16 protein-coding genes are annotated in these 17,269 nt (G+C 41.6%); 4 read left to right on the top strand and 12 right to left on the bottom strand.

Annotated features, from left to right (window positions below; translation table 11 throughout):
• The first annotated feature begins 78 nt into the window (after positions 1-78).
• The 3 genes from CTY48_RS19125 (at position 79) to CTY48_RS19115 (ending at position 2,777) form a co-directional block, all read left to right on the top strand.
• Entirely contained in the window at positions 79-1,230 is a 1,152-nt protein-coding gene (locus tag CTY48_RS19125) for an NAD(P)-dependent malic enzyme (protein ID WP_099470023.1), read from the top strand.
• Complete coding sequence (locus CTY48_RS19120; RefSeq protein WP_099470022.1) at positions 1,231-2,163, top strand: TIGR01212 family radical SAM protein; 933 nt, start codon at positions 1,231-1,233, stop codon at positions 2,161-2,163.
• Between the two features lie 98 nt (positions 2,164-2,261).
• The gene (locus CTY48_RS19115; protein ID WP_099470021.1) at positions 2,262-2,777 is read left to right on the top strand and encodes a DUF4364 family protein; all 516 of its coding nucleotides are present in this window, start codon (positions 2,262-2,264) and stop codon (positions 2,775-2,777) included.
• Positions 2,778-2,841: 64 nt separating this feature from the next.
• On the opposite strand, the gene CTY48_RS19110 is transcribed toward CTY48_RS19115, so the two are convergent.
• The 5 genes from CTY48_RS19110 to clpB form a co-directional block, all read right to left on the bottom strand.
• A complete protein-coding gene (locus CTY48_RS19110) occupies positions 2,842-4,170 on the bottom strand; it encodes a replication-associated recombination protein A (protein ID WP_099470020.1) in 1,329 nt (442 codons plus the stop codon).
• A 28-nt stretch (positions 4,171-4,198) separates the two neighbouring features.
• Positions 4,199-4,885: a polysaccharide deacetylase family protein gene (locus CTY48_RS19105; protein WP_099470019.1), complete on the bottom strand. Its 687-nt coding sequence runs from the start codon at positions 4,883-4,885 to the stop codon at positions 4,199-4,201.
• A 69-nt stretch (positions 4,886-4,954) separates the two neighbouring features.
• Positions 4,955-5,128, bottom strand: a complete 174-nt coding sequence (locus CTY48_RS19100; RefSeq protein WP_099470018.1) for a DUF4250 domain-containing protein — start codon at positions 5,126-5,128, stop codon at positions 4,955-4,957.
• Between the two features lie 20 nt (positions 5,129-5,148).
• Positions 5,149-6,207, bottom strand: a complete 1,059-nt coding sequence (locus tag CTY48_RS19095; RefSeq protein WP_099470017.1) for an HD-GYP domain-containing protein — start codon at positions 6,205-6,207, stop codon at positions 5,149-5,151.
• A 141-nt stretch (positions 6,208-6,348) separates the two neighbouring features.
• The gene (clpB, locus tag CTY48_RS19090) at positions 6,349-8,931 is read right to left on the bottom strand and encodes an ATP-dependent chaperone ClpB (RefSeq protein ID WP_099470016.1); all 2,583 of its coding nucleotides are present in this window, start codon (positions 8,929-8,931) and stop codon (positions 6,349-6,351) included.
• Positions 8,932-9,166: 235 nt separating this feature from the next.
• On the opposite strand from clpB, the gene CTY48_RS19085 reads away from it, so the two are divergent.
• A complete protein-coding gene (locus CTY48_RS19085) occupies positions 9,167-9,556 on the top strand; it encodes a DUF5684 domain-containing protein (RefSeq protein ID WP_236355038.1) in 390 nt (129 codons plus the stop codon).
• Positions 9,557-9,593: 37 nt separating this feature from the next.
• On the opposite strand, the gene CTY48_RS19080 is transcribed toward CTY48_RS19085, so the two are convergent.
• The 7 genes from CTY48_RS19080 to ytvI form a co-directional block, all read right to left on the bottom strand.
• The gene (locus CTY48_RS19080) at positions 9,594-11,468 is read right to left on the bottom strand and encodes a heavy metal translocating P-type ATPase (protein WP_236355035.1); all 1,875 of its coding nucleotides are present in this window, start codon (positions 11,466-11,468) and stop codon (positions 9,594-9,596) included.
• 19 nt (positions 11,469-11,487) lie between these two features.
• Positions 11,488-11,709 (bottom strand): cation transporter, encoded by a 222-nt coding sequence (locus CTY48_RS19075; protein ID WP_099470015.1) that lies wholly within the window; start codon positions 11,707-11,709, stop codon positions 11,488-11,490.
• Positions 11,710-11,744: 35 nt separating this feature from the next.
• Positions 11,745-12,107 (bottom strand): ArsR/SmtB family transcription factor, encoded by a 363-nt coding sequence (locus tag CTY48_RS19070; protein WP_236355034.1) that lies wholly within the window; start codon positions 12,105-12,107, stop codon positions 11,745-11,747.
• Positions 12,108-12,241: 134 nt separating this feature from the next.
• Positions 12,242-13,492 (bottom strand): hypothetical protein, encoded by a 1,251-nt coding sequence (locus tag CTY48_RS19065; RefSeq protein ID WP_099470014.1) that lies wholly within the window; start codon positions 13,490-13,492, stop codon positions 12,242-12,244.
• A gap of 371 nt (positions 13,493-13,863) precedes the next feature.
• The gene (locus CTY48_RS19060; RefSeq protein ID WP_099470013.1) at positions 13,864-15,024 is read right to left on the bottom strand and encodes an iron-containing alcohol dehydrogenase; all 1,161 of its coding nucleotides are present in this window, start codon (positions 15,022-15,024) and stop codon (positions 13,864-13,866) included.
• A gap of 97 nt (positions 15,025-15,121) precedes the next feature.
• Complete coding sequence (locus tag CTY48_RS19055; RefSeq protein WP_099470012.1) at positions 15,122-16,105, bottom strand: D-isomer specific 2-hydroxyacid dehydrogenase family protein; 984 nt, start codon at positions 16,103-16,105, stop codon at positions 15,122-15,124.
• A 27-nt stretch (positions 16,106-16,132) separates the two neighbouring features.
• The gene (gene ytvI, locus CTY48_RS19050) at positions 16,133-17,254 is read right to left on the bottom strand and encodes a sporulation integral membrane protein YtvI (protein ID WP_099470011.1); all 1,122 of its coding nucleotides are present in this window, start codon (positions 17,252-17,254) and stop codon (positions 16,133-16,135) included.
• Positions 17,255-17,269 lie beyond the last annotated feature (15 nt).

Genomic DNA, 17,269 nt, shown 5'->3' with positions numbered 1-17,269 from the left:
CTGACCTTGATTTGATGCAAAGTAAATGGTATTATTATTCAAAAGATTAATTCGCCGTTGCGAAAGATGGAGGCTATTATGACAACAAACGAAAAAGCCTTGCTTCTCCACGAGGAGTGGAATGGTAAGCTTGAAACAGTATCTAAAACACCTGTAAAGTCAAGGGAGGATTTAAGTCTTGCTTATACTCCGGGCGTAGCAGAACCATGTAAAGTAATCGCCGCTGACAAAGAGGCTGCGTATAAATATACAATAAAATCTAATACCGTTGCGGTTGTATCCGACGGAAGTGCTGTCTTAGGGCTTGGCAACATCGGTCCTTATGCCGCTATGCCCGTTATGGAGGGAAAAGCTGTTTTATTCAAGGAATTCGGCAATGTAAACGCATTTCCAATCTGCCTTGATACGCAGGATACAGAAGAAATCATTCGCACTGTAGTAGCTATCGCACCTGCTTTTGGTGGTATTAATCTCGAGGATATTTCCGCACCGCGCTGCTTTGAGATTGAAGACCGCTTAAATGAACTGCTTGATATTCCGGTTTTCCATGACGACCAGCACGGAACCGCGATTGTGGTATTGGCAGGTATCATCAACGCCCTGAAGGTGACAGGCAAAAATAAAGAAGATTGTCAGGTTGTCGTAAACGGAGCAGGCTCTGCCGGCATTGCCATCACAAAGCTTTTATTGACCTATGGTTTTAAAAATGTACTTATGTGCGACAAATGCGGTATCATTTCCAAGGACACTGCCGATTTGAACTGGATGCAGAAAAACATGACAGAGGTGACAAATCTCTCTGGCAAGAGCGGCTCCTTGGCCGATGCACTAAAGGGTGCCGATATCTTTGTCGGAGTTTCCGCTCCGAACATCGTGAGCGCTGAGATGGTTGCTTCCATGAATAAAGATGCAATTATTTTTGCAATGGCAAACCCTGTACCGGAAATCATGCCGGATATCGCAAAGGCTGCCGGTGCAAAGATTGTCGGAACCGGACGCTCTGATTTCCCAAATCAGGTCAACAATGTAGTTGCTTTTCCGGGTATCTTTAAAGGAGCCTTGGAAGGACGTGCCTCCAAAATTACGGAGGAGATGAAGCTGGCTGCCGCTGCTGCCATTGCAGGCTTAGTCGCTGATGAGGATTTAAATGAGGATAACATTATGCCGGAGGCTTTTGACCCGAGAGTTGCACAGGTTGTCAGCAAGGCGGTAAAGGACCATATCAAATAGATGAATGACAAGGTTAAAACATGGGGCGAGAAACGTTATCACTCCCTTGACGCTTTTCTTAAAAATACCTACGGTGAAAAAATATATAAGCTCTCCCTAAACGGAGGCATGACTTGCCCAAACCGTGACGGCACACTTGGCACAAGAGGCTGTATTTTTTGCAGCGAAGGCGGTTCCGGCGACTTTGCCGCAAGCCCGCTGCTCTCCGTCACCGAGCAGATCGAGCAGGCGAAGCAGCTCGTGAAGCACAAAACGTCCGGTCAAAAGTATATCGCCTATTTTCAGGCATATACAAATACCTACGCGTCGGTCGCTTATCTTCGCAAGCTATTTTACGAAGCGATTTCTCATCCTGACATTGCAATTCTTTCCATTGCCACCAGGCCTGACTGTTTAAGCGCTGAAGTACTTGCCCTTTTAGATGAGCTAAATCAAATTAAGCCAATATGGATTGAGCTTGGACTGCAGACTATCCATGAAAAAAGTGAACGCCTTATCCGGCGCGGTTACCCGCTCTCTTGTTTTGAGGACGCCGCATTTAAGTTATCCGAACTTTCCATTCCGGTTATTGCGCATGTCATCGTAGGACTCCCGGGCGAATCGGCACAGGATATGCAGGAAACCTCTACTTATCTGGCAGGGCTTACGATTGACGGCATAAAGCTTTCATTGCTTCATATTTTGAAACATACAGACTTAGCTGTTTTGTATGAAGAGGAGCCCTTTCCTGTTTTATCTATGGAGGAGTATATCGATATTGTAATCAATATAATAGAACGGCTTCCTGAGCATATCGTAATTCACCGCATAACCGGTGACGGTCCCAGAGATTTACTCATTGAGCCGAAATGGAGCTTGAATAAAAAATATGTTCTAAATTCAATTCATAGGAAATTTAAGGAAAAAGATAGCTGGCAAGGTAAGCTCATTTAGTGGTATACTATAATATATGAACTTGTTCATGTGTTATCATTTATGATAAGTGAAGCTGTTTACCGCTTCATCTTGTTTGGATATAGGAGGTAGAATATATGTCTGAATCATTAACACTTTATAAATTGATTGTTTTATATATGCTTGATAAGGTTAATTTTCCGCTGACAGAGGCTCAGATTACCGATTTTATTCTAGGAAAAGAATATACGACTTATTTTTCTCTCAGACAGGCAATTTCAGAGCTTATTGATGCCGACCTAATCAAGGTTGAAACCTTCCGAAACAGTTCCCATTACCATATAACAGAGGAAGGCATCAGCACCTTGGACTATTTTGGAAATAAGATTTCTTCCTCCATTGTCGCCGATATCGACGAATATCTGACTGTCAACCAATTTTCCCTGATTGACGAAGTTTCCACCACTGCGGATTTTTATAAGACGACAAACAATGATTACGCCGTTGAATGCAGGGTAAAAGAAAGAAATGTTGATTTAATCAGCCTCACCCTTACTGTCCCTACAAAGGAACAGGCGAATGCCATTTGCTCCAACTGGAAGGCAGAAAGCCAGGAGGTCTATTCCTATCTGATGGATAAATTAATGAGATAAAAAATCAGCTAAGCCTCCATGAATGAGGGGCTTGGCTGATTTTTTTGCGAAGTAACAGCTTCCTTTACTCTTCTGCTTCTTTCCGTATTCGTCTCATATGCTCCGAAATGTTTTTTTCATATCCGTTTTGTGACGGCTCGTAAAATACCATATTTTCCAATCCGTCGGGCAGATATTGTTGGTTTACATAATGATTTTTAAAATTATGAGCATACTGATATCCCAAGCCATGTCCAAGCTTGGAAGCCCCCTTATAGTGGGCATCCTGCAAATGTGCCGGTATCTGTGCCGTCTTTGTCTCCTCCATCACTCTATATGCTTTATCAATCGCCATAACGGCAGAATTGCTCTTTGGCGCTGTCGCTACATAGCTGACTGCCTGTGACAGGATAATTTTTGCCTCCGGCATTCCAATCCGCTCAATTGCCTGCGAAGCTGCAACCGCCACACAGAGAGCATTCGGATCTGCATTTCCGACATCCTCCGCCGCGCAGATAATGATTCTTCTGGCGATAAACGTAATGCTTTCCCCTGCATAGAGCATTCTTGTCAGATAGTAGATTGCCGCGTCAGGGTCGGAGCCTCTCATACTCTTAATAAACGCGGATACCGTATCATAGTGGTTATCTCCCGACTTATCATAACGTACCACCCTTTTTTGAATACATTCCTCGGCAACCGCTATCGTGATATGGATTTTCTTGTCCTCCGATTTCTCCGTGGTCAAAACGGCAAGCTCAATGGCATTGAGTGCGCTTCTTGCATCTCCGTTTGCAATATCTGCCAAAAACTCCTTTGCGTCATCATCGATAATCGCCTCGTAGGCACCCATTCCCCTCTCTTTGTCATAAACCGCCCGATCAATCAAAAGGGCAATATCCTCTTTTTCAAGAGGCTTTAGTTCAAATACAATCGATCTTGAAATCAAAGCCGAATTCACCTCAAAATAAGGATTTTCTGTCGTTGCTCCGATTAGGACAATCGTTCCGTCTTCCACAAACGGAAGCAAATAATCCTGCTGGCCCTTATTAAATCTATGAATCTCATCGACAAACAATATGGTCTTTTTCCCATACATGCCAAGATTGTTTTTCGCCTGCTCAATGACCTGCTCCATATCCTTTTTTCCCGCCACCGTCGCGTTAATCTGGGTAAATTCCGCGCGTGTCGTATTCGCTATGACCTTTGCAATCGTCGTCTTTCCCGTTCCCGGCGGACCGTAAAAAATAATGGAGCTCAGCTTATCCGCCTTAATGGCACGATAAAGCAGCTTGTCCTTTCCGATGATATGCTGCTGCCCCACTACCTCCTCAAGCTTTCGCGGACGCAGTCTTGCGGCAAGCGGTGATTCCTTTTCCAAGGTATTGCTTCTCATATATTCAAATAAATCCATTTTTTCTCTCCTTTGTGGCTTAATGCTCTTATAATATAATATCATCTACTGTCACAAATTCAAATCCCTCTTTTTGCAATTCATCAATAATTTGAAGTGCCGCTTTCACGGACGATCCATAACAGTCATGCATCAATATAATATCTCCGTCCTTTATATTTTTTGTTCCTTTTTTTACGATTTTTGCAACATTATCCGTTGTCCAATCCAGCGTATCCACTGTCCAGAGCACAGGAATCAAATCGCATTCTAAATTCTTATCCCACTCTCCAAAGGATGGCCTTATAAACTCTGGGTAAGTACCTGTGATTTCAAAAATCACCTCACTCGCCTTTGTGATTTCCTCACATTGCTCTTCCTCGCTCAAAATATTAAGCTGTGCATGGCTGTATGTATGGTTTCCAAGCAAATGCCCCTCCTCATAAACCTGCTTCACAACATCCGGATAGGCTTCTGCATTTTTCCCGATCATAAAAAAAGTGGCTTTTACATTCCGCTCCTTAAGCCCCTCCAAAATTTGTTTCGTATAAACAGGATGCGGTCCGTCGTCAAAGGTGAGTGCCACCTTCTTGGCATTGTCCTCCACTTCCGTAACAGGCTGTTCCGGCGGCGACTGCAAAAAAACCTCCGCTTTTAATTCCTTTATATTTATGGCAAATAGTATACAAATCAACACCAAATCAATCCAAAACAAAATAAAACATCGACGCTTCATGCTGCAACCTTTTCCATGACAATATATAATAAATATATGTGAAGCCGCTCCATTTAATCACATAAAGCCCTAAACGAACTTGTTCAGGGCTTTATCGTATTCATAATCTATCGTTCTTAAACGATTTTCTATTTCTGCTTGCACCACATTCATACTCTTACACATTTCCTCCAAGCTCGGATAAAAATCCCGTAATTGCGTATTCACATAGCTAAGCAGTATCATGGGATCTTTCGGTAACATCAACTGCCTCTTTCTAACTTCTATAATATCTCTTTTATTTCCAAATTCCGCTCTGTATTCAAATCGATGAAGCCATAAGGAGTACGAACAAGCGGTCTGCTCTTCTCCTGCGGATTCAGCATTATTATTTCACCTTCCACGCCGTTTGTCAAGGTTACTTTGTTGTGCAGATAGGTTTCCACCGTTTTTTCAATAAACGGAAGTAAAAATCTACTCTCAAACAAATCATAGCCTTCCTTTTTAAAATATTCAAACACATACATCGGCGCGGTTCTTGCTATCTTTCCGCTCGCTGTCATCTTATCATAAATATCTGCAATTGCGACAATCTGTGAAAACTCACTCATCTCATTGCCTTTTAGTCCTCTCAGATACCCGCTGCCGTTTCTTCTCTCGTGATGTTCCAGTGCCACCAGCTTGATTCTCTCATCAATCTTTTTATTTTTCAGCACCTCATAGCCTCGGAGCGTGTGGCTTCGCATAAGAATCTCGCGTTCTTCCTTTGTCTCCTTGCCTGTCATCCTCTCAAGCACTGCAAGCTTTCCGATGTCATGCAAAAGGCCCGCCATAGTAAGGGCTTCTATATCGTCCAGGCTCTTATTCAGCCAGATACCAAACATTTTACAAATAATTGCTACATTATAGCTATGGGTATAAACCGTATGATCATATTCCTTCAGGCTTCTGAGCATGTAAAACAGTTGAGACCGGCTTGGGCTTTCCTGCACAAACTCATTGATATTGCTAAGAAGCATATTCTGGTCAAGCGGCTCATTTCCATATACAATATCATTGATTGTATCTTTGAACTCGTCCACATTTTTTACATACTTCTGCTTAAATTCCTGAAATTCCAGACTCTCCGCAAGATGTCCTTTTCCAGTCTCCTTACCGCTCATTCCCTCCGGTTCATATACCTTGACCCGCTCAATTGAAAATAGCTTCAGCCGCATTATCATTTTCTCGGAAATTGCCAGTTCGTGTGAAATGATCAGATGACCTCTATTATCATAAACATCCTCCGCGACAATCATACCCGGATTAAGCTGTTCAACAATAAGTACACTCGTGTTATTCATATTCTCACCCGACTTTCTATACAGGAAATCATGACATAGTTATAATTCAACTTTATTATACTACCAAAGACAAGTTTTGTCTCCTATTTTCTGCCAAAATCGGGTGAGTTTTAAATAATTTTAGATTATTTTACTTTTTTGTCATTTAATATGGGCATTTAATGCATTATTCTTTACTTCGATTACAATTTTACTGCCCGGCAAAACTTCATCTGCAAGTATCAATTTTGCCGCGAGTGTCTCCACATGCTTTTGCAGATAACGCTTCAGCGGTCTTGCACCATAAACTGGGTCATAGCCGTTTTCCACAATAAAATCCTTTGCCTCCTGGCTGATTTCGATTTCCAGCTCCTTATCCTCCAGACGGCTGTTTAAATCCTTCACAAGCAGGTTGATAACCGAAGCGATATCCTTCTTCATCAGAGGCTTAAACATGATAATTTCATCCAGTCGGTTTAAAAATTCAGGCTTAAAATGAGCTCTCAAATCTGCCATAACCATACCGGTGCTGCTTTCCTTAATCTCGCCCTCTTCGTCGATTCCTTCCAGCAAATAACCGGAACCGATATTGGAGGTCATAATGAGAATGGTATTTTTAAAATCCACACATCTTCCCTGTGAATCGGTGATTCTTCCATCATCTAGCACCTGCAAAAGTACATTAAATACGTCCGGGTGAGCCTTTTCAATCTCGTCAAATAACACGACGGAATACGGCTTTCTGCGCACCGCCTCGGTCAGTTGTCCACCCTCCTCATAACCTACATATCCGGGAGGAGCTCCAATCAGTCTGGATACGGAGTATTTCTCCATATATTCACTCATATCGATACGCACCATATTCTGCTCATTGTCAAATAGCGTTGCCGCAAGAGCTTTTGCAAGTTCCGTCTTTCCGACACCGGTAGGTCCGAGAAAAATAAAGGAACCAATCGGCTTTGTCGGATCTTTGATTCCTGCCTTGGAACGGATAATCGCCTCTGTTACCTTTGTGACGCCCTCCTCCTGACCAATCACTCTCTTGTGAAGCTCTTTGTCAAGATTGAGTGTTTTGCTTCGCTCACTCTCTGTCAGCTTTGCAACCGGAATTCCGGTCCATCTGGAAATAATCTTTGCGATTTCCTCTTCCGTCACACTCTCATGAATCAGGGACAAATCTGCCGCTCTGACCTTTTCCTCCTCAATGGCAAGCTGCTGCTCCAATTTCGGAAGCTTTCCATATTGAAGCTCTGCGGCCTTGTTCAAGTCATAATCCCGCTGTGCAAGCTGTATCTGCTTATTCATATCCTCGATTTCTTCGCGAAGCTTCTGCAGCCTTTCTACCGCATTTTTCTCATTGTCCCATTTTGCCTTTCGGTTGTTAAATTCATCCTTCAGTTCTGCAAGCTCCTTTTGAAGTGCGTCCAGTCTGTCTTTGCTCAGACGGTCTGTCTCTTTTTTCAGGGCCGCCTCCTCAATCTCCATCTGCATAACTCTTCGAGACAGTTCATCAAGCTCTGACGGCATGGAATCAAGTTCTGTTTTAATCAAGGCACAGGCTTCATCCACCAAATCAATCGCCTTATCCGGCAAGAAACGCTCCGAAATATAACGGTTTGACAAAACCGCCGCAGACACAAGAGCTGAATCGGTTATCTTGACCCCGTGAAAAACCTCATAGCGGTCTTTCAGTCCTCTCAATATAGAGATTGTGTCCTCTACCGTCGGTTCGTCTACTGTAACAGGCTGGAAGCGTCGCTCCAGCGCTGCATCCTTTTCAATGTACATTCTGTACTCGTCTAGTGTTGTCGCTCCGATACAGTGAAGCTCACCTCTTGCAAGCATTGGCTTTAACATATTTCCGGCATCCATTGCACCGTCAGTCTTTCCTGCTCCCACAATCGTGTGAAGCTCGTCAATAAACAGAATAATCTGACCTTCACTCTTTTTGACTTCCTCAAGCACCGCCTTTAGGCGTTCCTCAAACTCACCTCTGTATTTAGCTCCTGCCACCAAGGCACCCATGTCAAGGGCAAACAGTTTCTTATCCTTTAATCCTTCCGGAATGTCTCCTCTCACAATTCTCTGAGCAAGCCCTTCCACAACTGCCGTCTTTCCGACACCCGGCTCACCGATTAACACCGGATTGTTTTTCGTCTTACGAGACAGGATACGAACTACGTTTCTGATTTCACTATCACGTCCGATTACCGGATCAAGCTTTTGCTCCTTAGCACGCTCCACCAAATCATAACCGTATTTGTTCAGTGTGTCATAGGTCGCCTCTGGGTTGTCGCTCACCACTCTCTGATTTCCCCTGACCGTAGATAGTGCCTTTAAAAAGCGTTCTCTTGTAATACCATATTCCTTGAAAATCTGCTTCAGCGCACCGTTTGCATACTGAACAAGAGACAAAAACAAGTGCTCCACGGAGATATACTCATCTCCCATCTGCCTCGCCTCATCCTCCGCATGAATCAACACTTTATTCAGATTTTGACCAATGTATACCTGGCCGCCTGACACCTTCACTCTCTTTTTCAGATAATTTTCCGCTGTTTGGACAAAATAGTCCTTATTAATTTCCATTTTCTCTATCAGCTTCAAAATAAGGCTGTCTTCCTGCATGAGCAGACTGTATAGCAAATGCTCCTGTTCAATTTCTTGATTTCCATACTCATACGCAAGCTTTTCGCAGTCATTTACCGCCTGCATTGACTTTTGTGTAAATTTGCTTATATTCATAAGCCCACCTCCTCATTTTTATTTGTTGTTTGTTCTATAACTAATATAACACTTATTTTTATAATGTCAATCACTTTTTTATTATTTTTTTAACTTTTATTCCTCTCTTATTTTCAGTCAAATCGGTACTTTTGTTCAAAATAAATTAGTACTAATGTCAGAAGTAAAATAAGTTGCTCAATTCGACTTAATATGATATATTATTATAGTCTAAAAAATGAAGGGGGAAAAGAAAATGGACGCTTATGGTTATTATTCTTATGATGAATCCGCAATCATGGCAGTATTAGGAGTATATCTGATTGTTATACTGGTTATTGGAGTACTTACTCTTGCCGGCATGTGGAAAATGTTTACAAAGGCTGGACTTGCAGGTTGGAAATGCATAATTCCAATTTATAATCTTTATTGCCTGTGTAAAATAACATGGGGAACCGGTTGGGTATTCTTAGCTTATATTATCCCGATTGTTTCTTTTGTTATTTCAATCATGACCTCATACAAGCTTGCAAAAGCTTTTGGTAAAGGTATTGGCTTTACATTGGGACTCATCTTTTTACCAACAATTTTCTACATAATTCTTGGCTTCGGCAAAGCAGAGTATACTGCTCCTGAGGCTGTGTAAAACAGTTTTTATTATGTAGCAAAAAGGGGTTGTCACACTAAAGTGTGACAGCCCCTTTTCCTGCCTTTAATGCACGCATGGCATTGATGATTGCAATGACCGATACTCCCACATCGGCAAACACAGCCGCCCACATGGTTGCACTGCCGATTGCGGCAAGTATTAGTACCAAAACCTTTACCCCAATCGCAAACACAATATTTTGTTTTACTATTCGAAGCGTTTTTTTCGAAATCTGCATTGCCTTTGCAATTTTAGACGGCTCATCCGTTAAAATCACGATATCGGCTGCCTCAATCGCCGCATCTGAACCAAGTCCTCCCATTGCAATGCCAATATCTGCTCTCGCAAGCACCGGTGCATCATTGATTCCGTCACCAACAAATATAAGCTTTCCTTTCTGAGACTTTTTCCGAAACAGTTCTTCCACCTTTTCTACCTTATCAGCAGGTAACAGCTCTGTGTACACCGTGTCAATGCCAAGTTCCTTTGCCACCGCTTCCCCGACTTTCTTTCTGTCTCCGGTCAGCATAACTATCTCTTTTACACCAGCGTGTTTTAATGCGTCAATTGCAAGCTTTGCATCTTCTTTTATCTCATCGGCAATCACAATATAGCCGGCGTACTCCATGTCCACTGCGATATGAACCAGCGTACCCCCGAAGTCTTCCTCGCCTGCATTGATACCCAGTTTTTTCATCAGTTTTCCATTTCCAGCATATATCGTCTTACCGTCTATCTCTACTTTTACGCCATGACCCGCAATTTCTTCCGCATTAAGGATATCATCATAATTTATTTCCTTGCCATAAGCATTTTTCAGTGCATCGGCAATAGGATGATTCGAGTAGCTTTCCGCATAGGCTGCAAATTGAATCAGCTCCTCATCGCTATATTTACCCCTGCTTTTTACCTCTTTTACCTGGAAAGTTCCCTTTGTCAGCGTTCCGGTCTTATCAAACACCGCAATCTCAGCATTTGCTAACGCTTCCAGATAGTTGCTGCCCTTTACGAGAACTCCCGTCTTGGATGCGCCTCCAAGTCCTCCGAAAAAGCTTAACGGAATGGAAATAACCAAAGCACAAGGGCATGAAATTACCAAGAAAGATAATGCACGGTAAATCCAAGTCTCCCAGCCTCCTACAATAAGAGAAGGGATAATCGCAAGTGCTATTGCACAAATCACAACGATAGGAGTGTAATATCTTGCAAATTTGGTGATGAAGTTTTCTGCCTCTGCCTTTTTACTGCTGGCATTTTCAACCAAATCAAGAATTTTGCTTACTGTTGATTCTCCAAATTCCTTGATAACCTCTGCTTCCACAACACCATTTATATTAATGCAGCCGCTGATTAAGCTATCGCCCACCTCAATCTCCCTTGGCAGCGATTCACCTGTCAGTGCTTTCGTATCAAGTGTTGTTGTTCCTTTTATCACCTTACAATCCAAAGGCACTTTTTCTCCCGACTTAATGACGATAATATCGCCGACCTCTGCTTCATCCGGATCAATCTGCTCGATTGTGTCGCCTTTTTTAAGATTTGCGTATTCCGGATAAATATCCATAAGCTCTGTGATTGATTTTCTAGACCTTTCAACCGCATAGCTCTGGAACAGCTCTCCTATCTGATAAAACAGCATAACCGCCACACCTTCCGGATATTCACCTACGAGGAAGGCTCCGATGGTTGCAATACTCATCAGGAAATTCTCATCAAATAATTGTCCGGTCGGTATATTTTTTACCGCCCGCTTTACAATATCACTTCCTACGATAAGATAAGCTGCCAAGAAAATAAAAAGCTCACCGTTATTGCCAACGGCAACAATCCTTGGCAATATCATTCCAATCATAAATACGATGGCACCAAATATAATATTTCTAAGCTGTCGTTTCATTTTTTTTGTCATAGTGCACCCTCTTTACCGATTATTTTGCTCTTAACACAACGTCCGGCTCAATCTTTTTCACAACCTTTGATGCCTCCGCGATTGCCTGTTCCATTTTATCCTCATCTGTCTCCAAGACAAGCTTTTTCGTCATAAAGGATACCGTCGCTTTATTTACACAATCCAAATCGTTGATTCCTGTCTCCATTTTTGCTGCGCAGTTTGCACAATCTAATTCATCCAATATAAATATTTTCTTCATAATCTTTCCTTCCTGCTGCTCATGCAGCCTGCTCCTTATTCGTTAATATGTTCCATACCTTGATTTATAATTGTCTTAATATGTCCGTCTGACAGAGAATAAAATACTGTTTTTCCTTCTCTTCTGAATTTTACAAGCTGCATCTGCTTTAATACTCTAAGCTGATGCGAAATAGCCGACTGGGTCATATTCAGAAGATCTGCAATATCACACACGCACATTTCAGACTGAAATAATACATATAAAATTTTTATTCTTGTTGTGTCTCCAAATATCTTAAAAAAATCTGCCAAATCAATTAGTTTTTCATCGGGCGGCATATGTCCCTGAACATCTTTTACCACATTTTCATGGATACAAAGTTCTTCGCATTTTGCTACTTCGTTTTGCTCTCTCAATTATCTTGTCTCCTTTCATATGAATGATTGTTCATATGTTCATATTATCACATTTGGAAAGTTTGTCAATAGGAATCAAAAAGGAATATACAAAAATTATTAGCTTTTTGTATATTCCTCTTGTTCATCAAAATTTATTTTTTATAGTTCTTGTTATAAAGCTCCAGTGTAAAGGTATAAATTGCACTCGACTTATTATTTTTCAGTTTTACTTGCACAACTGTTTTATAATTTCCGATTGGTACGGTTCCAATGCCTGTAATCTTTTGCTCTGTACCGCAAAATGTTGGAGACTTATACACAACATAGTTCTCGGATTGTATGGTCCAACCGCTGTTCTCATAGCTTTGTACTAATACAGAATGATCGGTTGTACTAAACTTGTAGTAGTTATTGCTCGTCTTTCCTATAATATTGCTTCCGTCAATCTCTACTGCTTCAAGTGGTTTTACCTTTTTCGCTACCTTCAATTGGTAGGTGATGGTAGAAACTGTCTTATTCTTTTTTGTAATTGTACAGGTAATGGTTGTAGTACCTGCCTTCTTTGGTGTCAATACAGCTGTTCCTGCCTCATCGCCTGCCTTAACCGTCGCTACGCTCTTCTTGCTTGTGCTCCAAACAGCAGTTGCACCACTTGGAAAATTTTTAACCGATACTGTGTTATTCGTAGTCTTTAAGAAAATCGTGTCTGTCTTCTTAGAAAAGCTAGGCTTTGCCGTCTCACTTACCGTTTTCTTTAAAATAACCGTATAAACAAAATATTCATTGTCATCATTCATCGCCGTAAAATACACTTTGGTCATGTATTTGCCGATAGGAACTTTATTGTTGCTTGGAATATCCACTACACTCTTTGCACTTGTAGCAGTGTTAAACACCTGATATTCAGCACCTACAAGCTTCCAGCCACTTGCCAATTTTGATGTCACCTTTATCTTGCTTGAGCTTGTTGTATTATAAGTGATGGACGATGTCTTTGATTTATATTTGTTCTTTCCGTCAATATAAATCTTCTTGAAAGGGCTTGCTTTTTTTACTGTAATCTTACAGGTCAAATTATATGTTTTCTCTGATGAAACGATTGTACAGGTCACTGTTGCCGTTCCGGATTTCTGTGGAAGCAAGGTACATTCTACACCTGTTTTTGCATTTGACTTTACCTTTAATACAGATTTGTTGCTTGAACTCCATGAAATACTTTCAAGACCAGCTGGGATATTCTTCACATATATACTATCCTCCGTATACATAAAGACAGTGCCTGAGGTAGAATTCAGTGATGGTTTTGTAGCAGCCAAGGCTGAATCAGCCGGTAAAATGGAGGCTGCCAAGATAAATATAAAGGTTAAAACAGCTGCAATAGTTGATTTTTTTAATACTCTCATGTTAATCTCCTTCTCCCTTCTTTTGAACTATTTTAGTTCATTTTATATTAAACAGTATAGTATGTTTCAAGCTTTCTGTCAAATAATTCCACTCCATTTCTCTCCCGGTTGTCCCCTTCAAAACACCGGATTTTAGGCACTTTTTTTCAGCCACTTTTCCCGTTATGGAAACGTAAGATATTCTTAAATATTTATTTGCAATCATAAGAAAGTGTGAGCTTTGCTCACACTTCGCGCCCGAGCGGGTTGCGTAGCAACTACTTCCACTCCGCGAGGTGCGCATAATATTTTTATATGGTAGGAAATTCGAAGAATTTTCCTACCATATAAAAAAAGTGTGAGCAAAGCTCACACTTTCTTTTATCCCTATCCTACAGACAGGCTTCTAATATTTTCTTCACATCAGCCGGTGTAAGCCCTACATAAGCATACTCCAAGCCACCGAATTTTACTGCTTTCTCTGCCATCAAATCAAATTTGGAGTCATCGATTCCAAGCTCTGTCAAAGTAGACGGAATACCACAGCTCTTAAAGAATTCTTCTGTCTTATTAATTGCCTCATTTGCCAATGCAAACTTATCCTCATTCGGAGAGAGCTGCCATACATTCAGCGCGTAATCCACGAACTTATCCACCGTTTTCTCGCTTAGTATATATCTCATCCACCTTGGTGTCACAATAGCAAGGCCTACGCCATGTGTAATGTCATAGTAAGCACTCAGCTCATGCTCAATCGGATGGCAGGTCCAGCTTCCGCTCTTACCGCAGCCGCACAGTCCGTTTAATGCAAGTGAACTCGCCCACATCAAATTGGCTCTCGCCTCATAATTATTCGGCTCCTTTATTGCGATAGGACAGTACTTGATACAGGTTTGCAGCAGCCCTTCGGAAATTTTATCCTGAACGAAAGCTCCCTCTGTCTTCTGGAAATAATTTTCCAGCACATGAGACATAATGTCTGCTGTTCCTGCCGCCGTCTGAATAGCCGGAAGTGTAAACATATACTCCGGATTTAAAATAGAGGTCTGCGGGATCATTTTCATGCTCGCAGTGCCAAGCTTTTCATTTGTTTCCATATTGGAGATTACAGCGTTCTTATTCATCTCAGAGCCGGTTGCCGCCAATGTAAGCACCGTCACAATCGGAAGCACCTTGTCAATCAATTCCGGATTTGTCACGATATCCCACGCATCTCCGTCATAATAATAGCCTGCCGCAATCACCTTGCTGCAATCGATTGTACTTCCGCCGCCCACTGCCAAAATTACGTCAATGTTATGCTCTCTGCAAAGCTCAACTCCCTTTCGAACACTCTCAATTCTTGGATTTGGCTCAATTCCGCTCAATTCAACAATATTGAAATCCTTTAAGAGTGCTTTCACCTTATCATAAATCCCACTTTTTTTAATGCTTCCTCCTCCATAGGTCAAAAGAACATTTTTCCCATAGGTCTCCACACTTTGTGCCAGCTTTTCAATCTGTCCCGTTCCAAAAAGAATCTCCGTATACGCATTAAACCTAAAATTTTCCATTAAAAGCTCCTTTCTGATACCCAGATATCATGTCTATTAACATATATCTTTGTTTTATTATTCTAAACTCATTATAAGATGTAGAGCTAACTCTATGTCAAGCCACTTCCCAAGGATTTTTCTCTCCTTGCAGAAAAAGACAGCAGCTTTTAATCGAATTTTCTACCATATCACTGACTGCCTGATCCGTGTAAAAGGCAGTATGAGGGGTCAGAATAACATTCGGATAACTCTTTAGCAGCAAAAGCTCATGGTTTCCGATTACTCTTGTGCTGCAATCCTTGTAAAACAGGCGTGACTCGTTTTCCACCACATCAAGGGCGGCAGCACCGATTTTCCCGCTCTCCAGCCCTTCTATCAGAGCCTCTGTATCGATGAGAGAGCCTCTCGCTGTATTCACGATGACTACGTTATCCTTCATTTTCCTTATTGTCTCTGCCTGAATCAAATGTTCGTTATCTTCGGTAGCAGGCATATGAAGCGTGATAATATCTGAGCTTTGTAATATCTCCTCCAATGCCACATATTTGGCGTACCGTTTTACCTCCTCCGATTCATATAAATCATAGGCCAGAATATTACAGCCGAAGCCGCTTAAATGCTCTATTACACATCTGCCAATCCGACCGGTTCCAAGCACTCCAACCGTGAGCGTCGGAAGCTCCCTGCCTCTGACACCGTCAAGCGCAAAATTCTGATAGTTCGTCCTGTTTAAAATCAGTTTCATCTTTCGAAGTGACATGAGAATCAACATAATAGCATAATCTGCCACGCTGCTTGGGGAATAGGTTGCATTTCCAACCTTTATTCCAAGCTCCTTAGCCTTTTCCAAATCAATGTGGTCAAAGCCGATTGTCCTCGTGGAAATAAACCGCACTCCCACTTCATGGAATTTTCCCAAAATAGCGGCATCAATCTTCGTCGTAATAACGCTTACGCATTCATAACCTTCTGCCAGCTTTGCACTTTCCACGGTCGGGGACTTTTCGCTGATTCCTAATGTCACTTGATATTGCTTGGAAAAAAGTTCAAAAAATTCTTCTTCATCATCTCTACGATAATTGTACACAAATATTTTCATCCTGTTTTCCTCTTTTCTAAAACGTTGTTAAAGCTTTCTAAACTCGTCTATATCCTTTAATACCTCTTTGACAATTCTGATGATATTGTCAAAAATGCCGCTCAAATAAAGATTGATGACAATCATACCGATTGGAACCGCCAAAATCATGCCTAAAACACCCTTTAGCTTATAACCTGCATACATAAATATCAGGGTCAGCAGAGGATTAAGCCCCATACTGTCGCCCACGATTTTAGGCTGGATAAGCTGTCTGACCAACTGGCTCACTCCATAAATAATAAGGAGCCCTACCGCTATTTTGTAATCTGCAGATAAGAATTTAACCAATGCCCACGGTATCAATGCCGTTCCCGTTCCGAAGAAGGGCAGGAAATCCAAAAAGGAGATAAGCAGTGCAAGCAAAACCGCATAGTCCACCCCCAATATGGTAAATCCGACAAATAAGATAACGGCAACAATAAACATAATTTTAAATTGCGCTTTAAAATAGCCGCCCACTGCATGCCGAAGCTCTTCCATAATCGCATCTGTATTCTTTTTTACAACCGCTGGAGTATGTTCACTTACAAACATAACGATTTTTTCTCTGTCTGCAATAAAAAAATAAGCAGATAATATCGTCATAATAATAGCAATCAGCCTTGACGGGAGATTTTTTGCAAAATTTCCGGCAGCCTCCACCGTAGGCATACCGACAGCACTTATGATATTTCCAACATAATCAGAAAAATCACTTTGTACCTCCGAAAGAGACGTCTGAATATTTTCCGGCAGTCGTTCAAAAACCACCTGTAAATTATCACCCACCTTATTAAATTCGCTTGCTGTATTTTCATATATTTCCGGTAGGTTATTCAACAGACTGATAGCCTCGCCGCCGATTTTTGCCACCGCAAAGTAGCCGCCAAAGGAAACAAGAGCAAGCACTGCTATAATAATAAGCATGGAGCTGTGCTTTCTCACAAGCTTTAAATGCTTTTCCAAAAACTTCACAAGCGGATTCGCTATTACAGACAACAGCCAGCCGATTACAAAGGGCAGAAAAAACCAGAGCACTCTCGGAACCACATATATGATGATAACGAGAGACACAATGATAACTAGTATGTTTACAAAAAGCTTTAAATATTTTGTAGATTTTTTCAAACAACCACCTCAATC

Origin of the sequence: Konateibacter massiliensis, assembly GCF_900184995.1 — a bacterium.
GTDB classification, from domain to species: domain Bacteria; phylum Bacillota; class Clostridia; order Lachnospirales; family Lachnospiraceae; genus Lachnotalea; species Lachnotalea massiliensis.
The sequence above is the reverse complement of the archived record's forward strand: the minus strand, read 5'-3'. Positions and strand labels throughout refer to the sequence as shown.